Below are 20,782 nucleotides of genomic sequence, written 5' to 3'. Positions count from 1 at the left end.
TGCGAGATGAATTATTATACCTCAAAATCGCAGCATGATAATCGCAATTTGCATGAACTTATCGGCAGATTATCGAAAGTTAGACGAATTGGTGAAGGGCGTTACATTGCTTGCTGCGCTGTTCACCAGGATCGGACACCGAGTCTTGCCGTAACGCAAAAACCTGACGGAGTGATTTTGCTTCACTGTCATGGTTGCGGAGCCGGTGGCGTTGATATTTGTAATGCACTGGGTATCGATCCGGCCAGCCTATTCCCACCGAGCGACAATCCAAAATACGAAAAACGAAGCCGCGGCGGTTTTTCAGCATGGCAACTGCTTCATGCCTTGCGTGGCGATTTGATCCGGCTACTGGTGGTTGCGAACGATCTGAAAAAGCTGAATGCGCTATCGAGTGATGACAGGGATTTTATCGCTGAAATTATTTTGCGGCTCAACGATGGTTTGACGTATTTGGAGGGCGCAAAATGAGTTTGCGAGAAAAAGCCGAAGCCGCGATTGCCCCCATTGAGCCTAATGCACTAACACCCGAACCGTTACCCGAATTGCCGGAAGTGAAATCGTTCGATTACTGTTTCTTACCGGCAAGCATTCGCGGTTACGTTGAAGATATTTCAGAGCGGATGCAATGCCCGCCCGATTTTGCGGCTGTGAATACCTACTTAATGTTTAGTTCTATAATCGGCTGCAAAATTGGGATAAGACCGAAGAGGCGTGATAACTGGGTAATTGTTCCAAATCTTTGGGGCGCGGTAATCGGCGGTTCCGGTGTTATGAAATCGCCAAATCGTAGCGAAGTTATGAAACCACTAAAGCAATTGCAAATCGAGATTGCGCAAGAAATCCATCAACGTAACACCCAATTGATAAATTCAGGGGAAGAATCGAAGCTTCGACAAGCTGCCAAGAAGTCACAAGCAAAGAGGATGCTGAAAAATGATCCGGCGGCGGATATTTCAGAGTATTTGAAAAATGACTCAGATAACTCGCAAGAAGTAGAAACAGCGCCCCGGTTCATCACCAATGACGCAACGGCGGAAGCACTTGGTCAATTAATGATTGAGAATCCCAACGGGATTTTATTCGAAGCCGATGAGCTTATTGGATTGCTTAAAAGCCTTGATAAGCAAGGGCAGGAAGGCGCGCGAGCTTTTTATTTAACGGCAGCGGATGGCAATCAATCCTACACAATCGACAGGATAATGCGTGGTACTAATTTGCATATCGAATCCGCTTGTTTATCGATTGTTGGCGGAATACAGCCGGGCGTATTGGGTGAATACGTGAGAGAAGCACTATCCGGCGGCGCGGGCGCTGATGGCTTGCTTCAACGCTTTGGGCTGATGGTTTACCCGGATATATCACCAAAGTATGAATACATTGACAGATTCCCGGATAAGCTGGCAAGGGATACCGTTAATGATCTTGTTAGAAAGCTTCACAACCTTGATGTTCAGGCAATAGCCACCATTGGCGAATACTGCAAGACACCATACCTTCATTTTGATGATAGCGCACAAGAAGTATTTATTGAGTGGCTGTGCAATCTTGAAAAGCGGTTACGATCCGATGAGGATCATCCGGCCATAGTGTCGCACCTGTCAAAGTATCGAAAGCTGGTTCCCGCATTGGCGTTAATCAATCACTTGTGTGACAGCGAGGAAAAGAGCGTATCAGAATCGTCATTGCTACGCGCCTTAGCCTATTGCGAGTATCTGGAATCACACGCGCGGCGGGTATACAGCTACGGAACTCAGCCCGGCATTGATGCTGCAAAATCAGTTTTAACGAAACTGAAGAAAGGCAAACTAAATAGCCCGTTCACGGTTCGAGATATTTACCGGAAGTGCTGGGCTGGCATCGACACACCAAAGAAAGCTGAAGCCGCCATTAATGTTTTATTGGATTACAACCACCTAGAAAAAAGTTGAGACTTTCACCGAGGGCAGACCAACAACATTATTACATTGGGTGCAATCATGAGCGGTTATCTTTCCAGATTGAAACAAATCGAAAATGAAAAAAATTTTCATAATTCCCCCGAAAGTGAACTGACAAAACCGCCAAAAGGTGCTTCTGTCAGCTTTGTCAGTTCAAATTCAAGAAAAAGTGAAAAAAAATTTAATGATCCGCCAGATTCATCAAAAGAATCGGGGTTACCTTCTGTCAGTTTTGTCAGTTCTATTTCAGAAGAAAGCAAAAAAAATTCTGATATTCAATTACTGCAAATCGAAATTGTCCGGGCATGGCTTCACCGCATCGGAGAATCGGTAGAAGAGCATTTTGTAGTGATTGATAAATGCAAAGCTGATCCTGAAGCATTGGAATATTTCCTGAAACACGCACGCGGGGAATTTGAATAATTACCATCAGAGGAAAATCAAGCATGAAACCTACCGAACAACAGGCGATCATTGACCGAAACAGGAAAGCAGCAGTAGAGCAAGAGAAGCAAATAGTAAGCTGGCATTTGAGTCAGCAAGGCGTTTGCATCATCGATCAAATGTTTTTCTTGAACAATGACCGGGCACGCGGCGCACTATTCCCAGAAGCTAAACATGCATGGCGGGAACATCACGCAGAAAAGAATCAAGATCATTACCGGCGATTATTGCAGGAGTATCGAAATGACAAAGCACCAAGTAATCAATCTTCTTTTAACGTTAAAACAGGAGCCAATATGGGAGTAATCAATTTGAAAAATGAAGAGAAAGAAATAAGCAAATACTTAAGTTCACTAGGTATTGCCGAACACGATCACGAAGTATTGCTGCGAAAGATGCGCAGCGATCCAACCGGGTACATGAACTATTTGAACAATGCACGGAAGGCACAGGAAGCGCGTAATAGTTAAGCTGAGTCACTGGGATGAAGTTACAGTGTAACGATTATATTTAGTTATGCTGTAACCTTTATCTGATGATTATTTTGGTAATATACTTATTAATCAATGACTTAAGGTACTTCCAGCACATAGGCTGGCCAGGGCAATTCGAGCCCCAATCAAATTCTAGCCACCCACAGTCAAGGATGGGTTTCTTAAATGGAGCAAACGAACAATGAAAACTAAAGACCTTGCAGAGCTTCTAGGCATCAGTCAGCAAATGTGCAACCGGTTGAAAAAGCGCGGAATGCCTACAGATTCACTTGATAGCGCGATTGAATGGCGCAAGCGGAACCTTGACCCTACCCAAACGAAACAGATGCGGATTGATGGCAATTCGGGCGGCAGAGCGGTTTCAACGGTTTCTATTTCAACGGTTTCAAATGAAACGGTAGAAGATAATCGAACACTGGAAGAATTACAGGCAGTTGTAAATAGTGCCGACCAGCTTAATCTTGATGGCAGCGACGCTGATGAGCTTTACAAAAACAGCCGGGCACTGAAAGAAAAGGCACTAGCGATGCAGGCAAAGCTTGAATACGATATGGCAATGGGTAATCTTGTTATTCGTGATGATGTTCACAAGGCCGCATTCGAGGCAAGCCGTATGCTTAGGGATAAATTGCAAGGCTTGCCGCAGCAGACAGCACCAAATCTTCACGGCAAAACTGTAATTGAAATGCAGCATATTCTGAGTGACGAAATAAATCGCTTGCTGACTCAATTTTGTGGCGATCTGGAAGCCAAGAATTTGATATGAATCGAAGATGGATTACTTCCATTTAACGCAGACCCGGATTCATTCCGGGTTTTTTATTGCTTGGTGTTGACCGGATTTCCTTACATCAACCTTACACAGAAGCCATAAAGCAAAAAAGCACTTAGGCAATTATGCTTTAAGTGCTTGATTTATTTGGTGGCCAAGGGCGGAATCGAACCACCGACACAAGGATTTTCAGTCCTCTGCTCTACCGACTGAGCTACTTGGCCATTTGGAAAGCAACAGTAAACGAAATAGCCTGTTTACCGGCAGTTGTAATAGATATTCAATGAAATGAATGGCGCGCCCGGCAGGATTCGAACCCACGACCCCTTGGTTCGTAGCCAAGTACTCTATCCAACTGAGCTACGGGCGCTTGGTGCAATCTAATTACTTCCAGCTTGTTGTTTAAGCAACCGGGAGATTATATCAGATTGAAGCACTTGCGGGATTCGAACTTACGCTTTTGCTTATATTCGATGCCTTCAAACTGTAATCGACTAAGCCGATTGTTTCTCTGCAAATCATCACAATCTCTTTTGCGGGGGCGATGATCGTGTATTTGGCCGGTCTTGTCAAGACTAAACTGCGTTTATGGGTGGTTTGCTGTCTACATGTCTTCTTCCGGTTCCGGGTCTTCTTTCAAGGGCGCTTGCGCGGATTGCGTGAAAGACACCGAACTATCCACGCTGCCGGGAATTTTCGGTGTTTTACAATGCACATCCGCATTTTGCGCGCGATGCCGCAAAGCGTGATCCATTAATACCAGCGCCAGCATGGCCTCGACAATCGGCGTGGCGCGGATGCCGACGCAGGGATCGTGGCGGCCGTGGGTTTCAACGATCGCCGGGTTGCCGTCCTTATCGATCGAGCGCCGCCCGAGGCGAATACTGGAAGTCGGTTTGATTGCGACATGCACGACGATATCTTGTCCAGTGGATATGCCGCCTAAGATACCGCCTGCGTTGTTGCTCAGAAAACCGGCCGGTGTCATTTCGTCGGAATGCTCGGTGCCTTTTTGCGTCACGCTGGCAAATCCGGCGCCGATTTCGACGCCTTTTACCGCGTTGATATTCATCATGGCGTAAGCAATTTCAGCATCGAGCCGGTCGTAAACCGGTTCTCCCCAACCTACCGGCACGCCTTGCGCGACTGCGCTGATCTTGGCGCCGACCGAATCGCCGGATTTACGCAATTGATCCATGAATTTTTCCAATTGCTCGGAATAGCTGTTGTCAGCGGCGAAAAACGGATTCTGATCGATGTCTTCCCAGCGCTTGAACGGAATGGGTACCGTACCCAGTTGCGCCATATAGCCACGGATGACAATGCCGTATTTTTCCTGTAACCATTTCTTGGCAATCGCTCCGGCCGCAACCCGGACGGCCGTTTCCCGTGCCGATGCGCGCCCGCCGCCACGGTAATCGCGGATACCGTATTTTTGCCAGTAGGTGTAATCGGCGTGACCAGGTCGGAACACATCCATAATTTTGCTGTAATCCTTGCTGCGTTGATCTTCGTTGCGAATCAGCAAAGCGATCGGCGTTCCGGTGGTGCGGCCTTCAAACACACCGGACAAAATTTCCACGGTATCGGACTCGCGCCGTTGCGTGACATGCCGGGATGTTCCCGGTTTGCGCCGGTCCAGTTCGAGTTGAATCTCTTCAGTGCTAATGGCTAAACCCGGCGGGCAGCCATCGACGATACAGCCGATCGCCGGGCCGTGCGACTCGCCGAATGAAGTGACGGTAAAAAGTGTGCCAAGTGTATTGCCAGACATACGATTGCTACTCGGGTATTAAAAAAGATTGTGCGAGTCTATCATACGCGCCCTTGTTTTTTGGCAATTTGCCGATCATCTTGCACTGACGGCAATCCGGTGCAAATTTGAGGCGTGTCAACAATGAAATGCAGTCGGCATGCTATACCTGCGTTAAAATGTGGTTAATTGCCCGGCATATGCGCGTTTTAAATCATTTTCATAAAATTGGAACCAGGAGTTTGCATGAACACACCTCAAGTCAAGGAATTTCTTATCAATTTGCAGAACAGCATCGTCACGGGACTGGAACAGGTCGATGGCAAAACATTCAAACGCGACCAATGGGATCGCCCGGAAGGCGGCGGCGGCATGAGCAGCGTTATTGAAGAAGGTAATGTGCTGGAGCGCGGCGGTGTCAATTTCTCGCATGTGTACGGTGCGGGATTGCCGGCATCGGCAACCGCTGCCCGTCCCGAATTGGCGGGGCGTTCGTTTGAAGCGATGGGGGTATCGCTAGTGCTGCATCCGCGCAATCCGTACGCACCAACGGTGCATATGAACGTGCGCTTCTTCGAGGCGCGCAAGGAAGGTGCGGAACCTGTCTGGTGGTTCGGCGGCGGCATGGATCTGACGCCCTATTACGGCTACGCGGAAGACGCGATTCATTTTCATCAAACGTGCAAAGACGCATTGCAACCGTTCGGAGACAATACCTATCCACGCCTGAAAAAATGGTGTGATGACTATTTTTACTTAAAGCATCGCAAAGAACCGCGCGGCATCGGTGGCGTTTTCTTTGACGACTTGAATCAACCCGATTTCGCTACCTGCTTCAAACTCACGCGTAATGTTGGCGAGAATTTTCTCAACGCGTACCGTCCGATCCTGGAACGCCGCAAGGATACACCGTACGGTGAACGCGAACGCGATTTTCAGGCCTACCGGCGCGGGCGTTATGTGGAATTCAATCTGGTGTGGGATCGCGGCACGTTGTTCGGCTTGCAAACGGGCGGACGCACCGAATCGATCCTGATGTCGTTACCGCCCATCGTGAAATGGCGCTATGACTGGAAGCCGGCAGCCGGTACGGCGGAAGACAAACTGTACACGGATTTTCTGATCGGCAAGGATTGGGTGTGATTTGCCGATGACAATGAGCAAATTGTCACTGAACAATCAAATTCTGCTGGGAGCGATTAGCGGCGCGCTGCTTGGATTGTGGTTAGCACAGTTGGGGCGGGAGTCCGCGATCAGCCAGAATGGCATGTACGCTGCAAAACTGGCCGGCACATTGTTCACCGATTTGTTAAAAATGGTGCTGATACCGCTGGTCTTTACATCGATCGTCGTCGGTGTCGCGAATCTGCGCGCGCATCAGCAAATGAACCGTGTCTGGCAAGTTACGTTAATTTTCTTCATGTCCACGATGGCGCTGGCGGTTGTGCTGGGATTGGCGGCTGCCAATCTATTCCAGCCCGGGCGTGAATTGCCGGTCGCGATGTTCCAAGATGCTATGCAGAATTTCCAGGCAACGCAGATGTCATTGCCAGAATTCTTCGCGCATTTTCTGCATTCGCTGTTTCAGAACCCAGTCGCGGCGCTGGCGCAAGGAAACGTGTTGGCGGTGGTGATTTTTGCTTTGTTGCTCGGCATTGCGCTGGTGGTGGGTGGCGAACGCTACCGCAATATTCTGACTTTGATGCAGGAATTTCTGGAGTTGATATTGATGCTGGTCGGCTGGATCATGCGCCTGGCTCCGCTCGGCATAATGGCGCTGGTATTGCAACTGGTGGCGACGCAGGACACCGGCTTGTTGACCGTCATGATCAAATTTGTGGCGGTGGTATTAAGCACCACGCTGCTGCATGGCGTGGTTGTACTTCCGTTGATTCTATATCTGATGACCGGCGTGACGCCGTATAAATTCTGGCAGGGCGCGCGTGAAGCGCTGATCACCGCGATGGCCACCAGTTCGAGCGCCGCGACGTTACCCGTCACGCTACGCTGCGCCGAGCAACATTTGCATGTCAAACGCGATGTCGCTGGATTTGTCATTCCTTTGGGCGCGACCGTGAACATGGATGGCACAGCGCTTTATGAAGCGGTAGCTGCTTTGTTTGTCGCCAATCTGGTCGGCGTCGAACTCACTGTAATGCAACAAATGATCGTCTTTGTCACCGCGATGCTTGCAGCTATGGGCGCACCGGGTATTCCCAGCGCCGGTATGGTCACGATGGTGATGGTACTGCAATCGGTTGGATTACCGGCCGAGGCCATCGCCGTTTTACTGCCGATCGACCGCATCCTCGATACGGTTCGCACGATGGTGAATGTCGAAGGCGACTTGGTGGGTAGTTTGGTGGTGCAGCACTGGATCAAACACAACTGATTCTGCGAATTTCGTTTTATTGCTAAATCAAATCGATATCGCGAAAACGCTGTTGTATTTCCAGCACTTTATCGCCATTGTTGATCAAGGCCTCGACGCAATCGCGATCCAGTTTGGAATTGGACATTTGCCGCAACATGGCAAACGCTTGCTCGTTGCTCCACGGCGCTTTGTACGAGCGCCGTGACGTCAGTGCATCGAATACGTCGGCCACCGCGCTGATCCGCGCTTCGATCGGAATTTCCTCACCCTTCAAACCATTCGGGTAACCGCTACCGTCGACCGCTTCATGATGAAATTCGGCAATATTACGCAGAATATTGGTGTGGCCGAATGCGCCCAAACCGAAATCTTCCAGCACGGAATCGATAATTTCCCGACCTTTCACCGGATGTGTCTTCATGACATCGAACTCCGCCGGATCGAGCTTGCTCGGTTTACGCAGGATATTGTCCGGAATACCGATTTTTCCGACGTCGTGCATCGGTGAAAAGAGAAAAATATGCTCGATCTGTTCGTCGCTGATACCATAGCTGGCAGCAAGTTGGCGCGCGATCAGACGGGCGTAGTGCGCGGTGCGGTCGATATGTGAACCGGTCTCGAGATCACGGTAATGCGTCATACTGCGCGCCGCGCGCACTGCGGCAAGCAAAGTGCGAATGGAGGTAAGCTCGTTGATGACCATCAACGCGATCAAATGACCATAGATGTCGATCTGGCGCAGTGCCGGTGCTTCAAATGGATGTTCCTGCTGCGAATTAAAGAATAAAAAACCGACAAAAGCGCCGCTTTGATACAGCGGCATGGTGTAGCTGGACTTATAGCCTTTTGCGGCTATCCGCTTGGTGTGCTCGTGCGTACCTTTGGCAAAAATATTCAAATCCTGCACCAAGCGCGGACGGCGGTGTTCGATGATGGCGCGCAACGAAGGGGCGGCGCTGAGCGGCGCCTCGTACGTGGTTACCGGATTATCATTACCTTCCGTACTGTGCGTATAGGTTTTGAGCATCTCGGTTTTTTCGTCAAACAGTGCAATCGCCAGACGATCGATAAAAGGAAAATCCTGACGAATGATCTGATGTAAGAAACGCAACTTTTCGGTCAGTGGTAAATTTTCATGCAATTTCGCCAGGGTATCCTGGTGGGTAAAAAAATTTTCTTCCGATTGCATACAGTTCCTTCCGGCGAATGATGATGAAGGTGACAACCCGCGAGTAGTGACATGGCCGCTTGGCAATGAATTACCGCAGTATTTTAAACGATTTATCGTAAATTCGTGATGTTGGTTTTTTCCTTGATTTAGCGAGGAAGAAAAAAACGGCTCTCCCATACCCGATTTTCAGGATGTGATGTGGCAAATTGTCACGCGGCAATATGCCACATTCCAAAAAGAAACCTTTCTTCCTACAATTTGTTCAACGCGGTTATTTCAAATCTAACAGATATCGATAACCGCATCGTGGACAGCCTATTTTTGACTTTAACCGGCAGGAGGATGACAAGTGTGACGCAACAGCGCACACCGCATAAACTCTATGAGAACACCCAAACGACTGGAACCATTGATTGAAGAAGGATTGATCGATAGTGTGATTTGCCAGCTCATGAGCGGCAAGGAAGCGATGATTTATATGGTGCGCAGCGGCGAACAAGTTCGTTGCGCGAAAGTTTACAAAGAAAGTAATAAATGCAATTTTCATCAGCGCGCCTGCTATATCGAGGGCCGCAAAATCAAAAACAGCCGCCGCACCCGCGCGATGGAAAGCGGCAGCCATTATGGCCGCAGCGCACGCGAGGAAGCCTGGCAAAGTACGGAAGTGGATATGCTGTGCCGTTTGGGAATGGCTGGTATCCGCGTGCCGAAATTCTATAATTTTTTTGCCGGTGTGCTTTTAATGGAATTGATTACCGATGCGGAAGGTAATGTGGCGCCACGGCTCAATGATATGATCCTGACACCCAAACAAGCGCGCAGCTACCACAAAATTTTAATTCAGCAAATTGTGACTATGCTGAGCGCGGGAATTGTGCATGGTGATTTATCGCCTTATAACGTGCTGATCGATAGCCAAGGTCCGGTGATCATCGATCTGCCCCAGGCCGTTAATGCAGCCAGTAATCACCAAGCGCGCTATATGATCAAGCGTGATATTGATAATCTGACGGCATTCCTAAGCCGCTTTGCGCCGGAATTAGCGCAATCCGATTATGCGAATGAGATATGGTCCTATTATCAGCACGGAAAGCTTCCTTTGGCGCGCTTAACAGGGCAGGTCAAACAAGCGATCAAGCCCGTTAATGTTGCCGATGTGCTGCAAATTATCAATACGGCCATAAAAAAAGAAATTGCTTGGCAACGACATAAACAGACACGATGGAATAACTCTCTGTCATAGTGCCAAATGAAATTATTCCAGCAGGAAAGTTGCAGTAAATGCTCATTGACCTTCATACGCCAGCTTGTGTTATAATGCCCCCACTTCTGACGCGGGGTGGAGCAGTCTGGCAGCTCGTCGGGCTCATAACCCGAAGGTCGTAGGTTCAAATCCTGCCCCCGCAACCAAATAAAACAAGCACTTAGAGAGTAAAATCCTAAGTGCTTTTTTGTTTTATAGATACCATGTAAGGCTGGCGTAAGAAAATCCGGTCAACGCCAAGCAAAAAGCCGTCACTGGAATAAACTGGGAATCAAATGATCATGAAAATTGAGCTTGCCGTGAATGGTACGTTAATGAGAGGTTTGGAGTTAAACCACAATCTTCTTGAATTGGGCGGCGTATTTGTGGAAGAAACTTTAACCGCGCCTCTGTACCGGCTTTGGTCGATTAACGATCAGCATCCTGCAATGCAACGTTGCTCAAGCGGTGAGCAAATATCCTTGGAAATATGGAACATAGACTCATCCAATATCGGCGAACTGTTAAGCCGTGAACCAGCCGGTCTCTCTGTTGGGAAAATTCTCTTGGCCGATCATCGGGAAGTATTAGGAATCCTCGGGGAATCGTATCTGTGTGAAGGAAAGCAGGAAATAACTCATTTCGGAGGGTGGCGCAAATATACTGAATATCTTCCCAGAGCAGCTAATTAAACGGGAGATAAATGGTTAAACAGGAAACTGCTTATATATTTTAGGAGTAAAGACGCCCCCTCCCTCCTACCGACCGACTCAATCGATATCCTGCTGTCTGATTACAAAAAACCAGAAGTTAAACGGTGAGCGTGGTCTATTCAATCAGCTCATCAAAGCACTTATTGAGCGTGCCCTGCAAGCAGAGATGATCGAACATCTTGGTCGCGATATAAGTACAAAACCGTGAGCAATCTCACTGGCAATACCGGAAATGGCTAAAGTAAAAGATTCTGAAAGGCAAGTTCGATGAGTTTTGTCCATCGAGATTCCCCGTGACAAGGATGGCAGTTTCGAGCCGCAGATCACTCCCAAGCATCAAACCCACTGGATTGACTTCAATGAGAAAATCATCTCATTGTACGTGTAGTCGCTCTGAAAATTCGGTCCACTTTGCAGTAGCATTTTCTTAAACAGAAAATACTTTATGATGAATAAATCGGAGAAATCATTTTCCTACTCAAGAAAGTTGAGCGAGACACAGAAGTCCGTGCTGTAACGAATTTATTTTATTGCAACTTACTCATTTTGCCGCACTGGCGCAAAAAGCAGCTACCAGAAAGCTAAATTCCCTTAAAAGGCATGTCCTTCTCAATCAAACCCGGCCTGCCGATTTTAGAGAAGCAATCTATGAAAAAATGCAGATTCCGCATCCTGAGTACCCTTGATGGCTATAGTCGGCGAGTGCCATACGGTTGCATCCATATTTTGCCCGGCACAGCAAGAATCATGGCAATCTCTTAATAAAATATTCAGTTTATCTGTGCCACGTTACGATTAAAATGTAAGAAATCTCAGGGTTGTTTACAGAGAGGTTGATTGAAATAAGCGAAGAGTATTTCATAAGGGGTAGCATTATTCAAACTCTTATGAGGCTTAACGGTATTGTAGAAGTTAATGAAACGGAGAAGCTGAATGCGTCGATCGGCGCTGTCTTTAAAGTGAATCTTACTGTGCCACATGTCCATCAGGGTACGGATGACCCGCTCAGCTTTCCCGTTGGTTTGAGGATGATTGACACGAGTAAACTTCTGACACGATACCGTGTTGCCTGCAAGCTTTGACAAAAGCATGGCCGTCAGTTCCTTTAAATTCTTTGCCGTTGTCAGAATAAGCATAGTCGATCTGGTAAGGACATTGAGCAACAGTGCTTGTGAGAAAGCAAGCTGCACTATGCTGGGTTTTATCGGGAAGATATCGGCATACAATTCCCTGGAGAAATCATCGATGGCCACAAACAGGTACTCGCGAGGTTTATTGGCAGACTGTCCTTTCAATAATGGAAGCCGCTTGGTATCGAGGTGAACGAGCTCGCCCGGATAAGATTTGTTATAGCGCTTCGCTTCGCGCTTGAGACGTTCCTGGATGGTTTGCTCTACTTTAGCCAAACGTTTGAGGCCATACTGCAGTGTCTTGAAGCGCTGATTGGTACTGCTACGCGGAGTAAATTCCTGGAGTCTGGCTCGTTTCAGTACGTCATAAATCGTTGGCCGGCTGACGTGAAAGTATTCTGCCAGCTGAACTACCTTCCACAGCCGGGTTTGATACAGCCGCCAGATTTCCTGACGATCCAATAATGTTAAACGAGTGCGTTTGTGTATGTTCATCTACAGTATTCTCCTGAATACTGTAAACAACGCTAGAAATTCTTACAACCGTCCAGACTTGTAGCCGTTACTGAAGAAAGATTTCCTAATGCATTAATTACGTTAGTAGTACCAAACCCAAGTCCCGCAGGAATGCCTTGATCAGGATCAACACCAACACCCCACTGCACATGATTTGCAGTAGCACCCGTATTATTTGTCAATTGAACTTGTACCGCGACATGGCCATCAGTAGGAATACTCACCGTTTCGACTATATTCCATCCACCACCGACCCCAAGATTGGTAACAATGGCGACATTACTTATTACCGTGAAGGCCGTAGAACTCAATGGATTGTTCTCGACAGTTTCATCGGCAACAGCAACAGCCGCGCCATTAGCATTTAACCACCAGTTAGATGCTAAGGTACCATGATTGACATATTCCCTCCCCGAGAAGCTTAAACCCAGCGAGCCAGTAGGAGAAAAATAACCGGCATCGTCAATCGTGGCGGACGTACTAAAACCGCTAACTACAGTTGGTACAGCATGTGCTGTAACAGTAAACATGCTGCACAGCGCAACTGTGGCAACTTGTCCTAGATAACTCTTTTTCCACTCGAGTTTCATAATGACTGCTCCTTTAATTAAGGATCGTACCTAAGCGATAATTACATTTAGATCTCAAATCACTTATTCGATTTATAATATTCTGAATGATATTTTTTTCTGAAATTAATAATTAATTTCAGCATTTTTAATTATAAGTATGCGAATCCTTAAGCACATAGGACACCCCTCCTTTAAATACCTAGTACATTACCCCCATATTTCTAGTACATATGTACTAAATCTCTGATACCTTACAGTGCAACCAAAAACTCTTGCGATTTCAAAAAAGCGCTATTTAAGTCAATATCTTTGTAGAAATCAAAAACAAAAAAGCCACAGAGAAACACGATTCCTTTGTGGCTGTTAATATTGAGCAATTAATATTGATTACATCACTCTACGGCGGCGTGCGGAAAAACCAATTAAACCAAGACCTGTGATAAGCATGGCGTAGGTTTCAGGTTCAGGAACAGTCATAATGTATTCGTAACCAAAACTAACAGAATGAATCGCCCCGGGATTTCCGGAGATAAAATGATTTGAGAGGAGGAGAAGATGAAGAATCAAATCAGTTATTCACCGGAAGTACGGGAACGAGCGGTAAGATTGGTATTCGAGCAGCAAAAGAAGCATGAATCGCAATGGCCGGCGATCAAAACAATAGCATCGAAGATTGGCTGCACGGCGGAAACGTTGCGGACATGGGTAAGAAGAGCGGAGAGGGATCAGGGAATTCGAGGCGGTATGTCGACATCGGCATATTTCGCACAGGCGGAGCTCGACCGCCGGTCGAAATGACGATGGTATTTGTCGATAGAGACAAAGCGGCATCAGGATCGATTGCCCGAACGTATCAAGCGGGATATAAAGCTGGCGACTGAAATACAACGGATTTGGGAAAGCAACTTCCGGGTTTATGGTGCTCGTAAAGTATGGCGGCAATTGTTGCGAGAAGGCATTGGCGTTGCCCGTTGCACCGTTGAGCGGTTGATGAAGAAGCTTGGGATGCAAGGTATCCGGCGCGGTAAGAGGTGCCGGACAACCGTTGCAGATGACTTACTTGCCTGTCCAGCCGACAAAGTCAATCGGCAATTTGTAGCCACTCGTCCGAATCAGCTGTGGTTCGCGGATATTACCTTTGTTGCAACGTGGACGGGGTTTGTTTATGTGGCTTTTATAACTGATGTTTCTGCCCGGTACATTGTTGGCTGGCGGGTCAGCCGGTCATTGCGCACCGATTTAGTACTGGATGCATTGGAACAGGCACTGTGGGCGCGGCGGAAAATCGAGGGATTAATTCATCATAGCGACCACGGTTGTCAATATTTGTCGATTCGCTATACGGAACGCCTGATTGAGGCCAATATTGAAGCTTCTGTTGGTAGTGTCGGGGATTCTTATGACAATGCACTGGCTGAAACAGTTAACGGACTATATAAGACCGAGGTTATCCGGCATCGCGGCCCTTGGCGCAATATCGACGATGTGGAGTTTGCGACCTTGGAATGGGTCGATTGGTTTAACAATCGCCGGTTACTGGAGCCGATCGAAAATATCCCGCCGGCAGAATTTGAAATGGCATATTATCGTCAACTAAGGGAGCCAACCAATACGGTTTGACTCAAGACAAATAGTCTCCGGAAATACCGGGGCGATCCAAATCAAGTGCTGAGCCGGGATGCCGGCAATGAGTCCCTGGGCTTGGGTGCAATCCGCACAGGTAGCTTCTGTAGCAATGATTCTGACCGGCATACCATGCGCATCCACAGCCAGATGTACCTTGGTGTTGAGCCCCCTTTTGTGCGGCTCATCCCCTGATTGCCTCCACGCGCTCCGGCAGCATGCGGGTGCACCTTGCAATGGCTTGTATCGATCATCAGCCACTCAAAATCAGGGTCATCAATGAGCTCTGCTCGAGCAGCGCCTCCCAAACACCACGGTCGCGCCAACGACAAAATCTGCGGTGCGTATTCTTCCAGTCGCCGTAGCTCGCAGGCAAATCGCGCCAGGGTGCTCCCGTGCGCAAAATCCAAAACACTGCGTTGATGAACTGTCGATTGTCTTTGGCGATACCGCCCCATTGCCTGCTTTGACCAGGCAAATGCGCTTCAAGAAGCGCCCAAACCGAATCCGATAGATCGTGCCGCCGTGTACTCTCTGTCATAAATCAACACAGTCTTAATTAAATTACAATTTAATCACATCTTGTGACGACACTGTCTAATAATTTCAAAGACTAATTATTACCGCTCCTCATTGGTTAAACGAATTGAGAATGAGGAGAAGGGGGGCATCGAGTTTATCCTTAGGACTTGCCATCTCACGTACCATCCAGAAATGACCACCAGAGCAAAATTAATTAGAGTCTCCTGATTTTTATGAACTGCATGGTAACATGCAGTGCTGAAAGGCCGATTACGGAAAACAGCAGGTTAAGATGGTTGTGCACTTCCGTAACCATTTTGCTCTTGCAAGAGGGCGAAATTACCTGCTTCAAGGGTGAGGCCAGATCTAGATAACGAAAATAATAAATCAGTTACGTATAGGGCAATTGAGTCAGTGATTTTTTATTTGTGGCAAGGATGACAAAAGAATCTCTGCGCAATAACAAGCAATTAAAATCGCTCAAGAGTCAATAAAGGTCTACAATGGATAAATTTTTTAAGAGTAAGAAATTAATTATTGCATTGGCGGCAGTCATTTTTTTGCTTATTGGTTGTGGTGTAGTCAAGGAAAACCGAATCAGGCAAGACGTTTTGTCAGATGCCGGCTTACCGGAGGAGATACGCAGAGCAATTGATCTAAAAGAACTCGCGGTGGGTATGACAAAAGAGCAAGTTATCGCTTCGTGGGGTTTGCCGTGCAAATGGTGCTATGGAACCCGTAAAAATCCGGGTGGGGATACTTGGGAATACCATATTCCCGGAGCCGATTCCCCAATTGTCGGATCTGATTTCATCGGTATTGGAACCGGAACCTATCTGTATTTTGATAAGGATGGGAAGCTTAAATACTGGTCCAATCAGTAAACAATCAATAGGACATGTGTACTAGAAAAAAGATACATACATACTATTTATTGTTGAATATGAATTAACTATATTCCAAGAAGATTAGATTGCTTTATAGCTTCCTAATCAAATAGCTTCGATCAAAAATAAAATTGGGAGGTTGTAAAAATGAATAAGATAGAACGCAGTACAGTAAATAAGCTTGCAACTATTGCTTCAGCAAGTTTAATACTGGCTTCAACAACGGTATCGGCGGATACGCTTGATTTTAGTGGGCTTCCGTTTGGTCCTCAAGGTACTACCGTATTGGTGCTGCCCAATGCGACCATCACTTCTTTTGGTAGTAATCTTTATGTAGGTGCCTCAGGTATCGATCATGAAATCTGCGCGCTAACGGGAGGTGGCAACTGTGAAGCGGACTTGAAGGTTGATTTTTCAACTGCGGTTAATAGTCTGAGTTTTGTCGCATTCGGATATAATCCAGGTGATCACGTTGATGTCAATATATTCGACGGAGCGGCATTGCTTGGCACGGTGGGGTTATCCTCAAACGGCCTTGTCGATCTGAGCGCATTTTCACACGTAACCAGTCTGTACATGGATGATTCTTCTACGGGAGCCGGCTTTGCATATGATCACTTTATTTTTGCTCCAGTTCCAGAACCTGAAACCTATGCCATGCTATTAGCGGGTCTTGGTTTACTTGGTTTTGTGGCGCGCCGCAGAAAAGAATCAGCAATGTAATTTTTAAACGTCGATTCAATTCGGAACGGGAGCTGAGGCTCCCGTTTTTTGTGATTTTGGCTTATGGCTTGGCCGGGTCTGTCAGATTTAAATTCAAAAAGTGGTCATGCTTATGCTATCAATCAACACAAGCGATACTCCGGATCAGGTAGTGCTGCGACTCGGAGTGTTGTCCCCCGTATTTTTTATGAACTCTTCCTCAGTTAATTCAATTTTCTCAATTGCTCGGTCAAGCTGCTCAGTTTGGCGTTAAATGCCGTCAGGCGATCTTTTTCCTGCTCGACGACATTGGCTGGCGCGCGTTCAACAAAGCTTGGGTTGGATAATTTTGCTTGCGCCTTGCCGATTTCCCCTTCGATGCGGGCAATTTCCTTGGTTAGGCGTTCGCGTTCGGCGGCTACATCAATCTCGATTTTAAGCATCAGCTTAAAATCTTTGACGATGGATACCGGCGCATCGGCATCGGGCAATCCTTCAGACAGGATTTCCATGCCGGATAATTTGGCCAGGGCCAGCAGGTATGGTTGATATTTCTCCAGAATTTGCACATCTCCGCTTGCCAGCAATGGTACTTTCAATGCGGGCGATAGGTTCATTTCGCCGCGCAAGGTGCGGCAGGCATTGACCAGCTCTTTCAACATCAAGATATTGTCCAGCGCATGTTGATCGATTTTTTGGAGATCAGCGATCGGATAGTGCTGACGCATGATGCTGGCACCGGATTTTCCCGCCAGCGGCGCAACCGTTTGCCACAATTCTTCGGTAATGAACGGAACGACGGGATGCGCCAGCCGCAGCATGGCTTCCAATACACGCACCAAGGTGCGGCGGGTAGCTCGTTGCGCTGCTTCTTGATCCGAGTTTAGTTGTATCTTGGCAAGTTCAACGTACCAGTCGCAATATTCGTCCCACACCAGTTCGTAAATTTCGCGTGCAACCAAGTCGAAGCGGTAATTGGCAAACGCCTGTGCAATCGCTTGTTCCGCTTGCTGCAACCGGCCGATGATCCATAGATCCGCGGCGGAGTAGGCGAGGGGCAGTGTCTCATCCAGCCCGGTATCTTTGCCCTCGCAATTCATCAGCACGTAGCGCGTGGCATTCCATAACTTGTTACAGAAGTTCCGGTACCCCTCGCAACGCTGCATGTCGAACTTGATATCGCGGCCATGCGAAGCCAAGCTGGCGAACGTGAAACGCAGGGCGTCGGTGCCGAAGGCCGGAATGCCATCGGGGAAATGCTTGCGGGTATTTTTCTCGATGGATTCGGCTTGTTTCGGATTCATCAATCCGGTGGTGCGCTTAGCGATCAAATCGGGTAATGCGATACCGTCGATCAAGTCGAGTGGATCGAGCACATTGCCTTTGGATTTGCTCATCTTCTGGCCTTCGGCGTCGCGGATCAGGCCAGTGATATAAACTTCACGGAACGGTACCTTACCGGTGAAATGCAATGACATCATGACCATGCGCGCAACCCAGAAGAAAATGATGTCAAAGCCGGTGATCAGCACCGAGGTTGGCAGGAAAGTTTTCAATTCCGGCGCTTCATCCGGCCAGCCGAGGGTGGAAAACGGCCACAGCGCGGATGAGAACCAGGTATCCAGCACATCGTCATCTTGTTTCAGATTGCTCTTGCCGGAAAGCTGTTGCGCTTCTTCCAAACTGTGCGCTACCGTGACATTGCCGTCTTCGTCGTACCATGCCGGAATGCGGTGACCCCACCATAATTGGCGCGAAATACACCAATCCTGGATATTTTCCAGCCATTGGTTATACACGTGCGTCCAGTTGTCCGGCGTGAATTTGACTTCGCTTTGCGCGACTACATCCAAGCCGCGTTTAGCCAGACCTTCCATGGCTACATACCATTGGTCGGTTAGCATCGGTTCGATGATGGTGTTGGTGCGGTCGCCGCGCGGCGCCATTAGTTTGTGCGGTTTGACTTCAACCAGATAACCTTGCGCTTCCAGGTCGGCAACGATTTTTTTGCGTGCGTCGAAACGATCCATGCCTTGATAGTCAAGCGGCGCCAGATCATTGATTTTTCCATCCAGCGTGAGAATATTGATCGGCGCCAGATGATGCCGCTGGCCGACTTGATAATCGTTGAAATCGTGCGCCGGCGTGATTTTTACGCAACCCGTGCCGAATTCTTTATCGACGTAAGTATCCGCGATGATTGGAATGGTACGTTCGCATAACGGCAATCGCACATGACGGCCGATCAGATGCTGATAGCGCGGATCGTCAGGGTGTACAGCCACGGCGACGTCACCGAGCATGGTTTCCGGGCGGGTAGTGGCGACGATTAGGGCTTCGCTGGGTTCGATATGCATGCCGTCCGCCTGCTCCAGCGGGTAGCGGATATGCCACAACGAGCCGTTTTCCTCGGTCGAAACCACTTCCAAGTCGGAAACCGCGGTTTGCAGTACCGGATCCCAATTCACCAGCCGCTTTCCGCGGTAAATAAGTCCTTCGCGATACAGGCGCACAAATACTTCGGTCACGGCGCGCGATAATTCGGCATCCATGGTGAATCGTTCGCGCGTCCAATCGCACGAAGTACCTAGACGGCGCATTTGCCGCGTGATGGTGGAGCCGGATTCTTCCTTCCATTGCCATACCCGTTCTAAGAACGCTTCTCGCCCCATGGTGCGGCGGTCGAGTTTTTGCTGATCGAGCTGGCGTTCGACCACGATTTGTGTGGCAATACCGGCATGATCGGTACCCGGCTGCCACAGGGTGTTATCGCCCAGCATGCGGTGATAGCGCGTCAATGCATCCATCAAAGTATGTTGAAACGCATGCCCCATGTGCAGCGTGCCGGTGACATTGGGCGGCGGCAGCATGATGCAATAAGCGGATTGACCGGTTTGATCGGCCGCCGCGTACGGTTTGAAATAGCCGGCCGATTCCCAGATGGAATACCAGCGGTCTTCAATGCGTTTAGGGTCAAAGCTTTTCTCGAGTTCCATGGATTTAATCGTTGTATTGAATGGCGCAAAAGATCGCCATTATAGCGGATGGGGTATGGCTGCGGATAACAAGAAAAACGGCTATTTGATTTGTTTTGCCAGGCGGGTTTCCAGCGCGCGCGCCAGCGCCTTGCGGCTTTGCGCATCCATTTCGATCTGCGCTTCTTCCAGCGCGGCGTCGAGAATCTGCCGTATCGGTGTCAAGCGGGCGGGTTGGCGGTGTATCACCGCGGGATGCAACGTTACGATTTCCGTCAGCAACGGTATCGGGTTGGTTTCATGGGATATTGTATTGCCGGTTGCAGACACGTTGTTAGACGGCATCGAGCCGGTGATTTTGCCTTGATTCTGGTACTTGCCCAGCAAATTACGGAATTTATCCAAGACTTCAGCATCATCGGGATCTGCTGCGGTTTTATCGTCGCTCATGACTAAAGAATCCGTATTATTCGGTTTTTTGTTTAATCGTCCAGATTAAAATGCTGTATCGGATAATGGGCATCTTTATAAAAACGGTAGCGCGCGCGCGCCGCTTGCTTGCCTTCCGGCGAAGTATCCGCAATCTCGATCAACCGGTCGAACCGATCAAACGAAGGCGGTTGCTGCGGATACAGGTTCAGCAACACGTCAAACTGCCTGTCGGCCGGGATGCGGTTACTCAGAATAACCGGCGTTGTGTTGACCAGTTCGCTGTCTTCGCGGATATCGCAATGCGGGATAAAACTGGTGGGCGAGAAAGTCCACAGCAGTTGATCCAATTGTTCCAGCACAGCCATATCGGGTGCATAAATCAGCACGGTCATATTTTGCTGCACAGCCTTGGCGCAAAGCCGGCAAGCCGTTTGCAGCTTGTCGTTCGATCCCGAATAAAAATAAATCTGCGTCATCGAATCATAGTCCGGCCAAGTTTACGGCCTGGGCATTCCTGCG

General features: G+C 48.3%; 18 protein-coding genes, 3 tRNA genes and 4 pseudogenes. 14 read left to right on the top strand and 11 right to left on the bottom strand.

All coding sequences use genetic code 11. From position 1 onward, the window contains the following. Positions 1-6: 6 nt before the first annotated feature. The 5 genes from HRU77_02755 (at position 7) to HRU77_02735 (ending at position 3,644) form a co-directional block, all read left to right on the top strand. Positions 7-471 carry a hypothetical protein gene (locus tag HRU77_02755; protein QOJ19710.1) on the top strand — a complete coding sequence of 155 codons (465 nt, stop codon included), beginning with the start codon at positions 7-9 and terminating at the stop codon, positions 469-471. After that, positions 468-1,931, top strand: a complete 1,464-nt coding sequence (locus HRU77_02750) for a DUF3987 domain-containing protein (GenBank protein QOJ19709.1) — start codon at positions 468-470, stop codon at positions 1,929-1,931. Before HRU77_02755 ends, HRU77_02750 begins: the two co-directional genes overlap by 4 nt. Before the next feature lie 48 nt (positions 1,932-1,979). Continuing rightward, the gene (locus tag HRU77_02745; protein QOJ19708.1) at positions 1,980-2,363 is read left to right on the top strand and encodes a hypothetical protein; all 384 of its coding nucleotides are present in this window, start codon (positions 1,980-1,982) and stop codon (positions 2,361-2,363) included. A 23-nt stretch (positions 2,364-2,386) separates the two neighbouring features. After that, positions 2,387-2,854, top strand: coding sequence for a hypothetical protein (locus HRU77_02740; protein ID QOJ19707.1), 468 nt, complete (start codon positions 2,387-2,389; stop codon positions 2,852-2,854). Between the two features lie 205 nt (positions 2,855-3,059). Then, positions 3,060-3,644, top strand: a complete 585-nt coding sequence (locus tag HRU77_02735) for a hypothetical protein (GenBank protein QOJ19706.1) — start codon at positions 3,060-3,062, stop codon at positions 3,642-3,644. 154 nt (positions 3,645-3,798) lie between these two features. Here HRU77_02735 and HRU77_02730 read toward each other — a convergent pair. From HRU77_02730 to aroC, 3 genes are all read right to left on the bottom strand, one after another. Next, positions 3,799-3,874, bottom strand: a tRNA-Phe gene (locus tag HRU77_02730). Positions 3,875-3,943: 69 nt separating this feature from the next. Continuing rightward, positions 3,944-4,020, bottom strand: a tRNA-Arg gene (locus HRU77_02725). Positions 4,021-4,254: 234 nt separating this feature from the next. After that, entirely contained in the window at positions 4,255-5,424 is a 1,170-nt protein-coding gene (gene aroC, locus HRU77_02720; GenBank protein QOJ19705.1) for a chorismate synthase, read from the bottom strand. 225 nt (positions 5,425-5,649) lie between these two features. On the opposite strand from aroC, the gene hemF reads away from it, so the two are divergent. Further along, a complete protein-coding gene (hemF, locus tag HRU77_02715; GenBank protein QOJ19704.1) occupies positions 5,650-6,546 on the top strand; it encodes an oxygen-dependent coproporphyrinogen oxidase in 897 nt (298 codons plus the stop codon). A gap of 13 nt (positions 6,547-6,559) precedes the next feature. Continuing rightward, on the top strand, positions 6,560-7,795 hold the full coding sequence (locus HRU77_02710) for a dicarboxylate/amino acid:cation symporter (protein ID QOJ22040.1): 1,236 nt from the start codon (positions 6,560-6,562) through the stop codon (positions 7,793-7,795). A gap of 22 nt (positions 7,796-7,817) precedes the next feature. Here the strand turns inward: HRU77_02710 and HRU77_02705 are convergent, their stop codons facing one another. Next, positions 7,818-8,966 (bottom strand): HD domain-containing protein, encoded by a 1,149-nt coding sequence (locus HRU77_02705; GenBank protein QOJ19703.1) that lies wholly within the window; start codon positions 8,964-8,966, stop codon positions 7,818-7,820. A gap of 364 nt (positions 8,967-9,330) precedes the next feature. On the opposite strand from HRU77_02705, the gene HRU77_02700 reads away from it, so the two are divergent. From HRU77_02700 to HRU77_02685, 4 genes are all read left to right on the top strand, one after another. Next, complete coding sequence (locus HRU77_02700; GenBank protein ID QOJ19702.1) at positions 9,331-10,191, top strand: serine protein kinase RIO; 861 nt, start codon at positions 9,331-9,333, stop codon at positions 10,189-10,191. A gap of 90 nt (positions 10,192-10,281) precedes the next feature. Further along, positions 10,282-10,358, top strand: a tRNA-Met gene (locus HRU77_02695). A gap of 129 nt (positions 10,359-10,487) precedes the next feature. Then, on the top strand, positions 10,488-10,883 hold the full coding sequence (locus HRU77_02690) for a glutamyl-tRNA amidotransferase (protein QOJ19701.1): 396 nt from the start codon (positions 10,488-10,490) through the stop codon (positions 10,881-10,883). 295 nt (positions 10,884-11,178) lie between these two features. Continuing rightward, complete coding sequence (locus HRU77_02685; GenBank protein QOJ19700.1) at positions 11,179-11,292, top strand: transposase; 114 nt, start codon at positions 11,179-11,181, stop codon at positions 11,290-11,292. 424 nt (positions 11,293-11,716) lie between these two features. On the opposite strand, the pseudogene HRU77_02680 reads toward HRU77_02685, so the two are convergent. From HRU77_02680 to HRU77_02670, 3 genes and pseudogenes are all read right to left on the bottom strand, one after another. Further along, positions 11,717-12,529, bottom strand: a pseudogene (locus HRU77_02680) (transposase family protein). Between the two features lie 32 nt (positions 12,530-12,561). Beyond that, entirely contained in the window at positions 12,562-13,140 is a 579-nt protein-coding gene (locus HRU77_02675) for a hypothetical protein (GenBank protein ID QOJ19699.1), read from the bottom strand. A gap of 369 nt (positions 13,141-13,509) precedes the next feature. Continuing rightward, positions 13,510-13,593 (bottom strand): annotated as a pseudogene (locus HRU77_02670) (PEP-CTERM sorting domain-containing protein). A gap of 84 nt (positions 13,594-13,677) precedes the next feature. Between HRU77_02670 and HRU77_02665 the strand changes: the two are divergent. Beyond that, positions 13,678-14,742 (top strand): annotated as a pseudogene (locus HRU77_02665) (IS3 family transposase). A gap of 39 nt (positions 14,743-14,781) precedes the next feature. Here the strand turns inward: HRU77_02665 and HRU77_02660 are convergent. After that, a pseudogene (locus tag HRU77_02660) lies at positions 14,782-15,286 on the bottom strand (IS5 family transposase). 484 nt (positions 15,287-15,770) lie between these two features. Here HRU77_02660 and HRU77_02655 point away from each other — a divergent pair. After that, a complete protein-coding gene (locus tag HRU77_02655) occupies positions 15,771-16,151 on the top strand; it encodes a hypothetical protein (protein QOJ19698.1) in 381 nt (126 codons plus the stop codon). A gap of 150 nt (positions 16,152-16,301) precedes the next feature. Next, complete coding sequence (locus HRU77_02650) at positions 16,302-16,877, top strand: PEP-CTERM sorting domain-containing protein (protein ID QOJ19697.1); 576 nt, start codon at positions 16,302-16,304, stop codon at positions 16,875-16,877. Between the two features lie 203 nt (positions 16,878-17,080). Here HRU77_02650 and HRU77_02645 read toward each other — a convergent pair whose 3' ends face one another. From HRU77_02645 to HRU77_02635, 3 genes are all read right to left on the bottom strand, one after another. Beyond that, positions 17,081-19,852 carry a valine--tRNA ligase gene (locus HRU77_02645; GenBank protein ID QOJ19696.1) on the bottom strand — a complete coding sequence of 924 codons (2,772 nt, stop codon included), beginning with the start codon at positions 19,850-19,852 and terminating at the stop codon, positions 17,081-17,083. 81 nt (positions 19,853-19,933) lie between these two features. Continuing rightward, positions 19,934-20,281 carry a hypothetical protein gene (locus HRU77_02640; GenBank protein QOJ19695.1) on the bottom strand — a complete coding sequence of 116 codons (348 nt, stop codon included), beginning with the start codon at positions 20,279-20,281 and terminating at the stop codon, positions 19,934-19,936. A 32-nt stretch (positions 20,282-20,313) separates the two neighbouring features. Next, complete coding sequence (locus HRU77_02635) at positions 20,314-20,739, bottom strand: DNA polymerase III subunit chi (protein QOJ19694.1); 426 nt, start codon at positions 20,737-20,739, stop codon at positions 20,314-20,316. Between the last annotated feature and the right edge of the window lie 43 nt (positions 20,740-20,782).

This window comes from Gammaproteobacteria bacterium, assembly GCA_015709615.1.
Lineage (GTDB): Bacteria > Pseudomonadota > Gammaproteobacteria > Burkholderiales > Nitrosomonadaceae > Nitrosomonas.
Note: the sequence above shows the minus strand (reverse complement) of the source record. Positions and strands in the feature narration are given on the sequence as shown.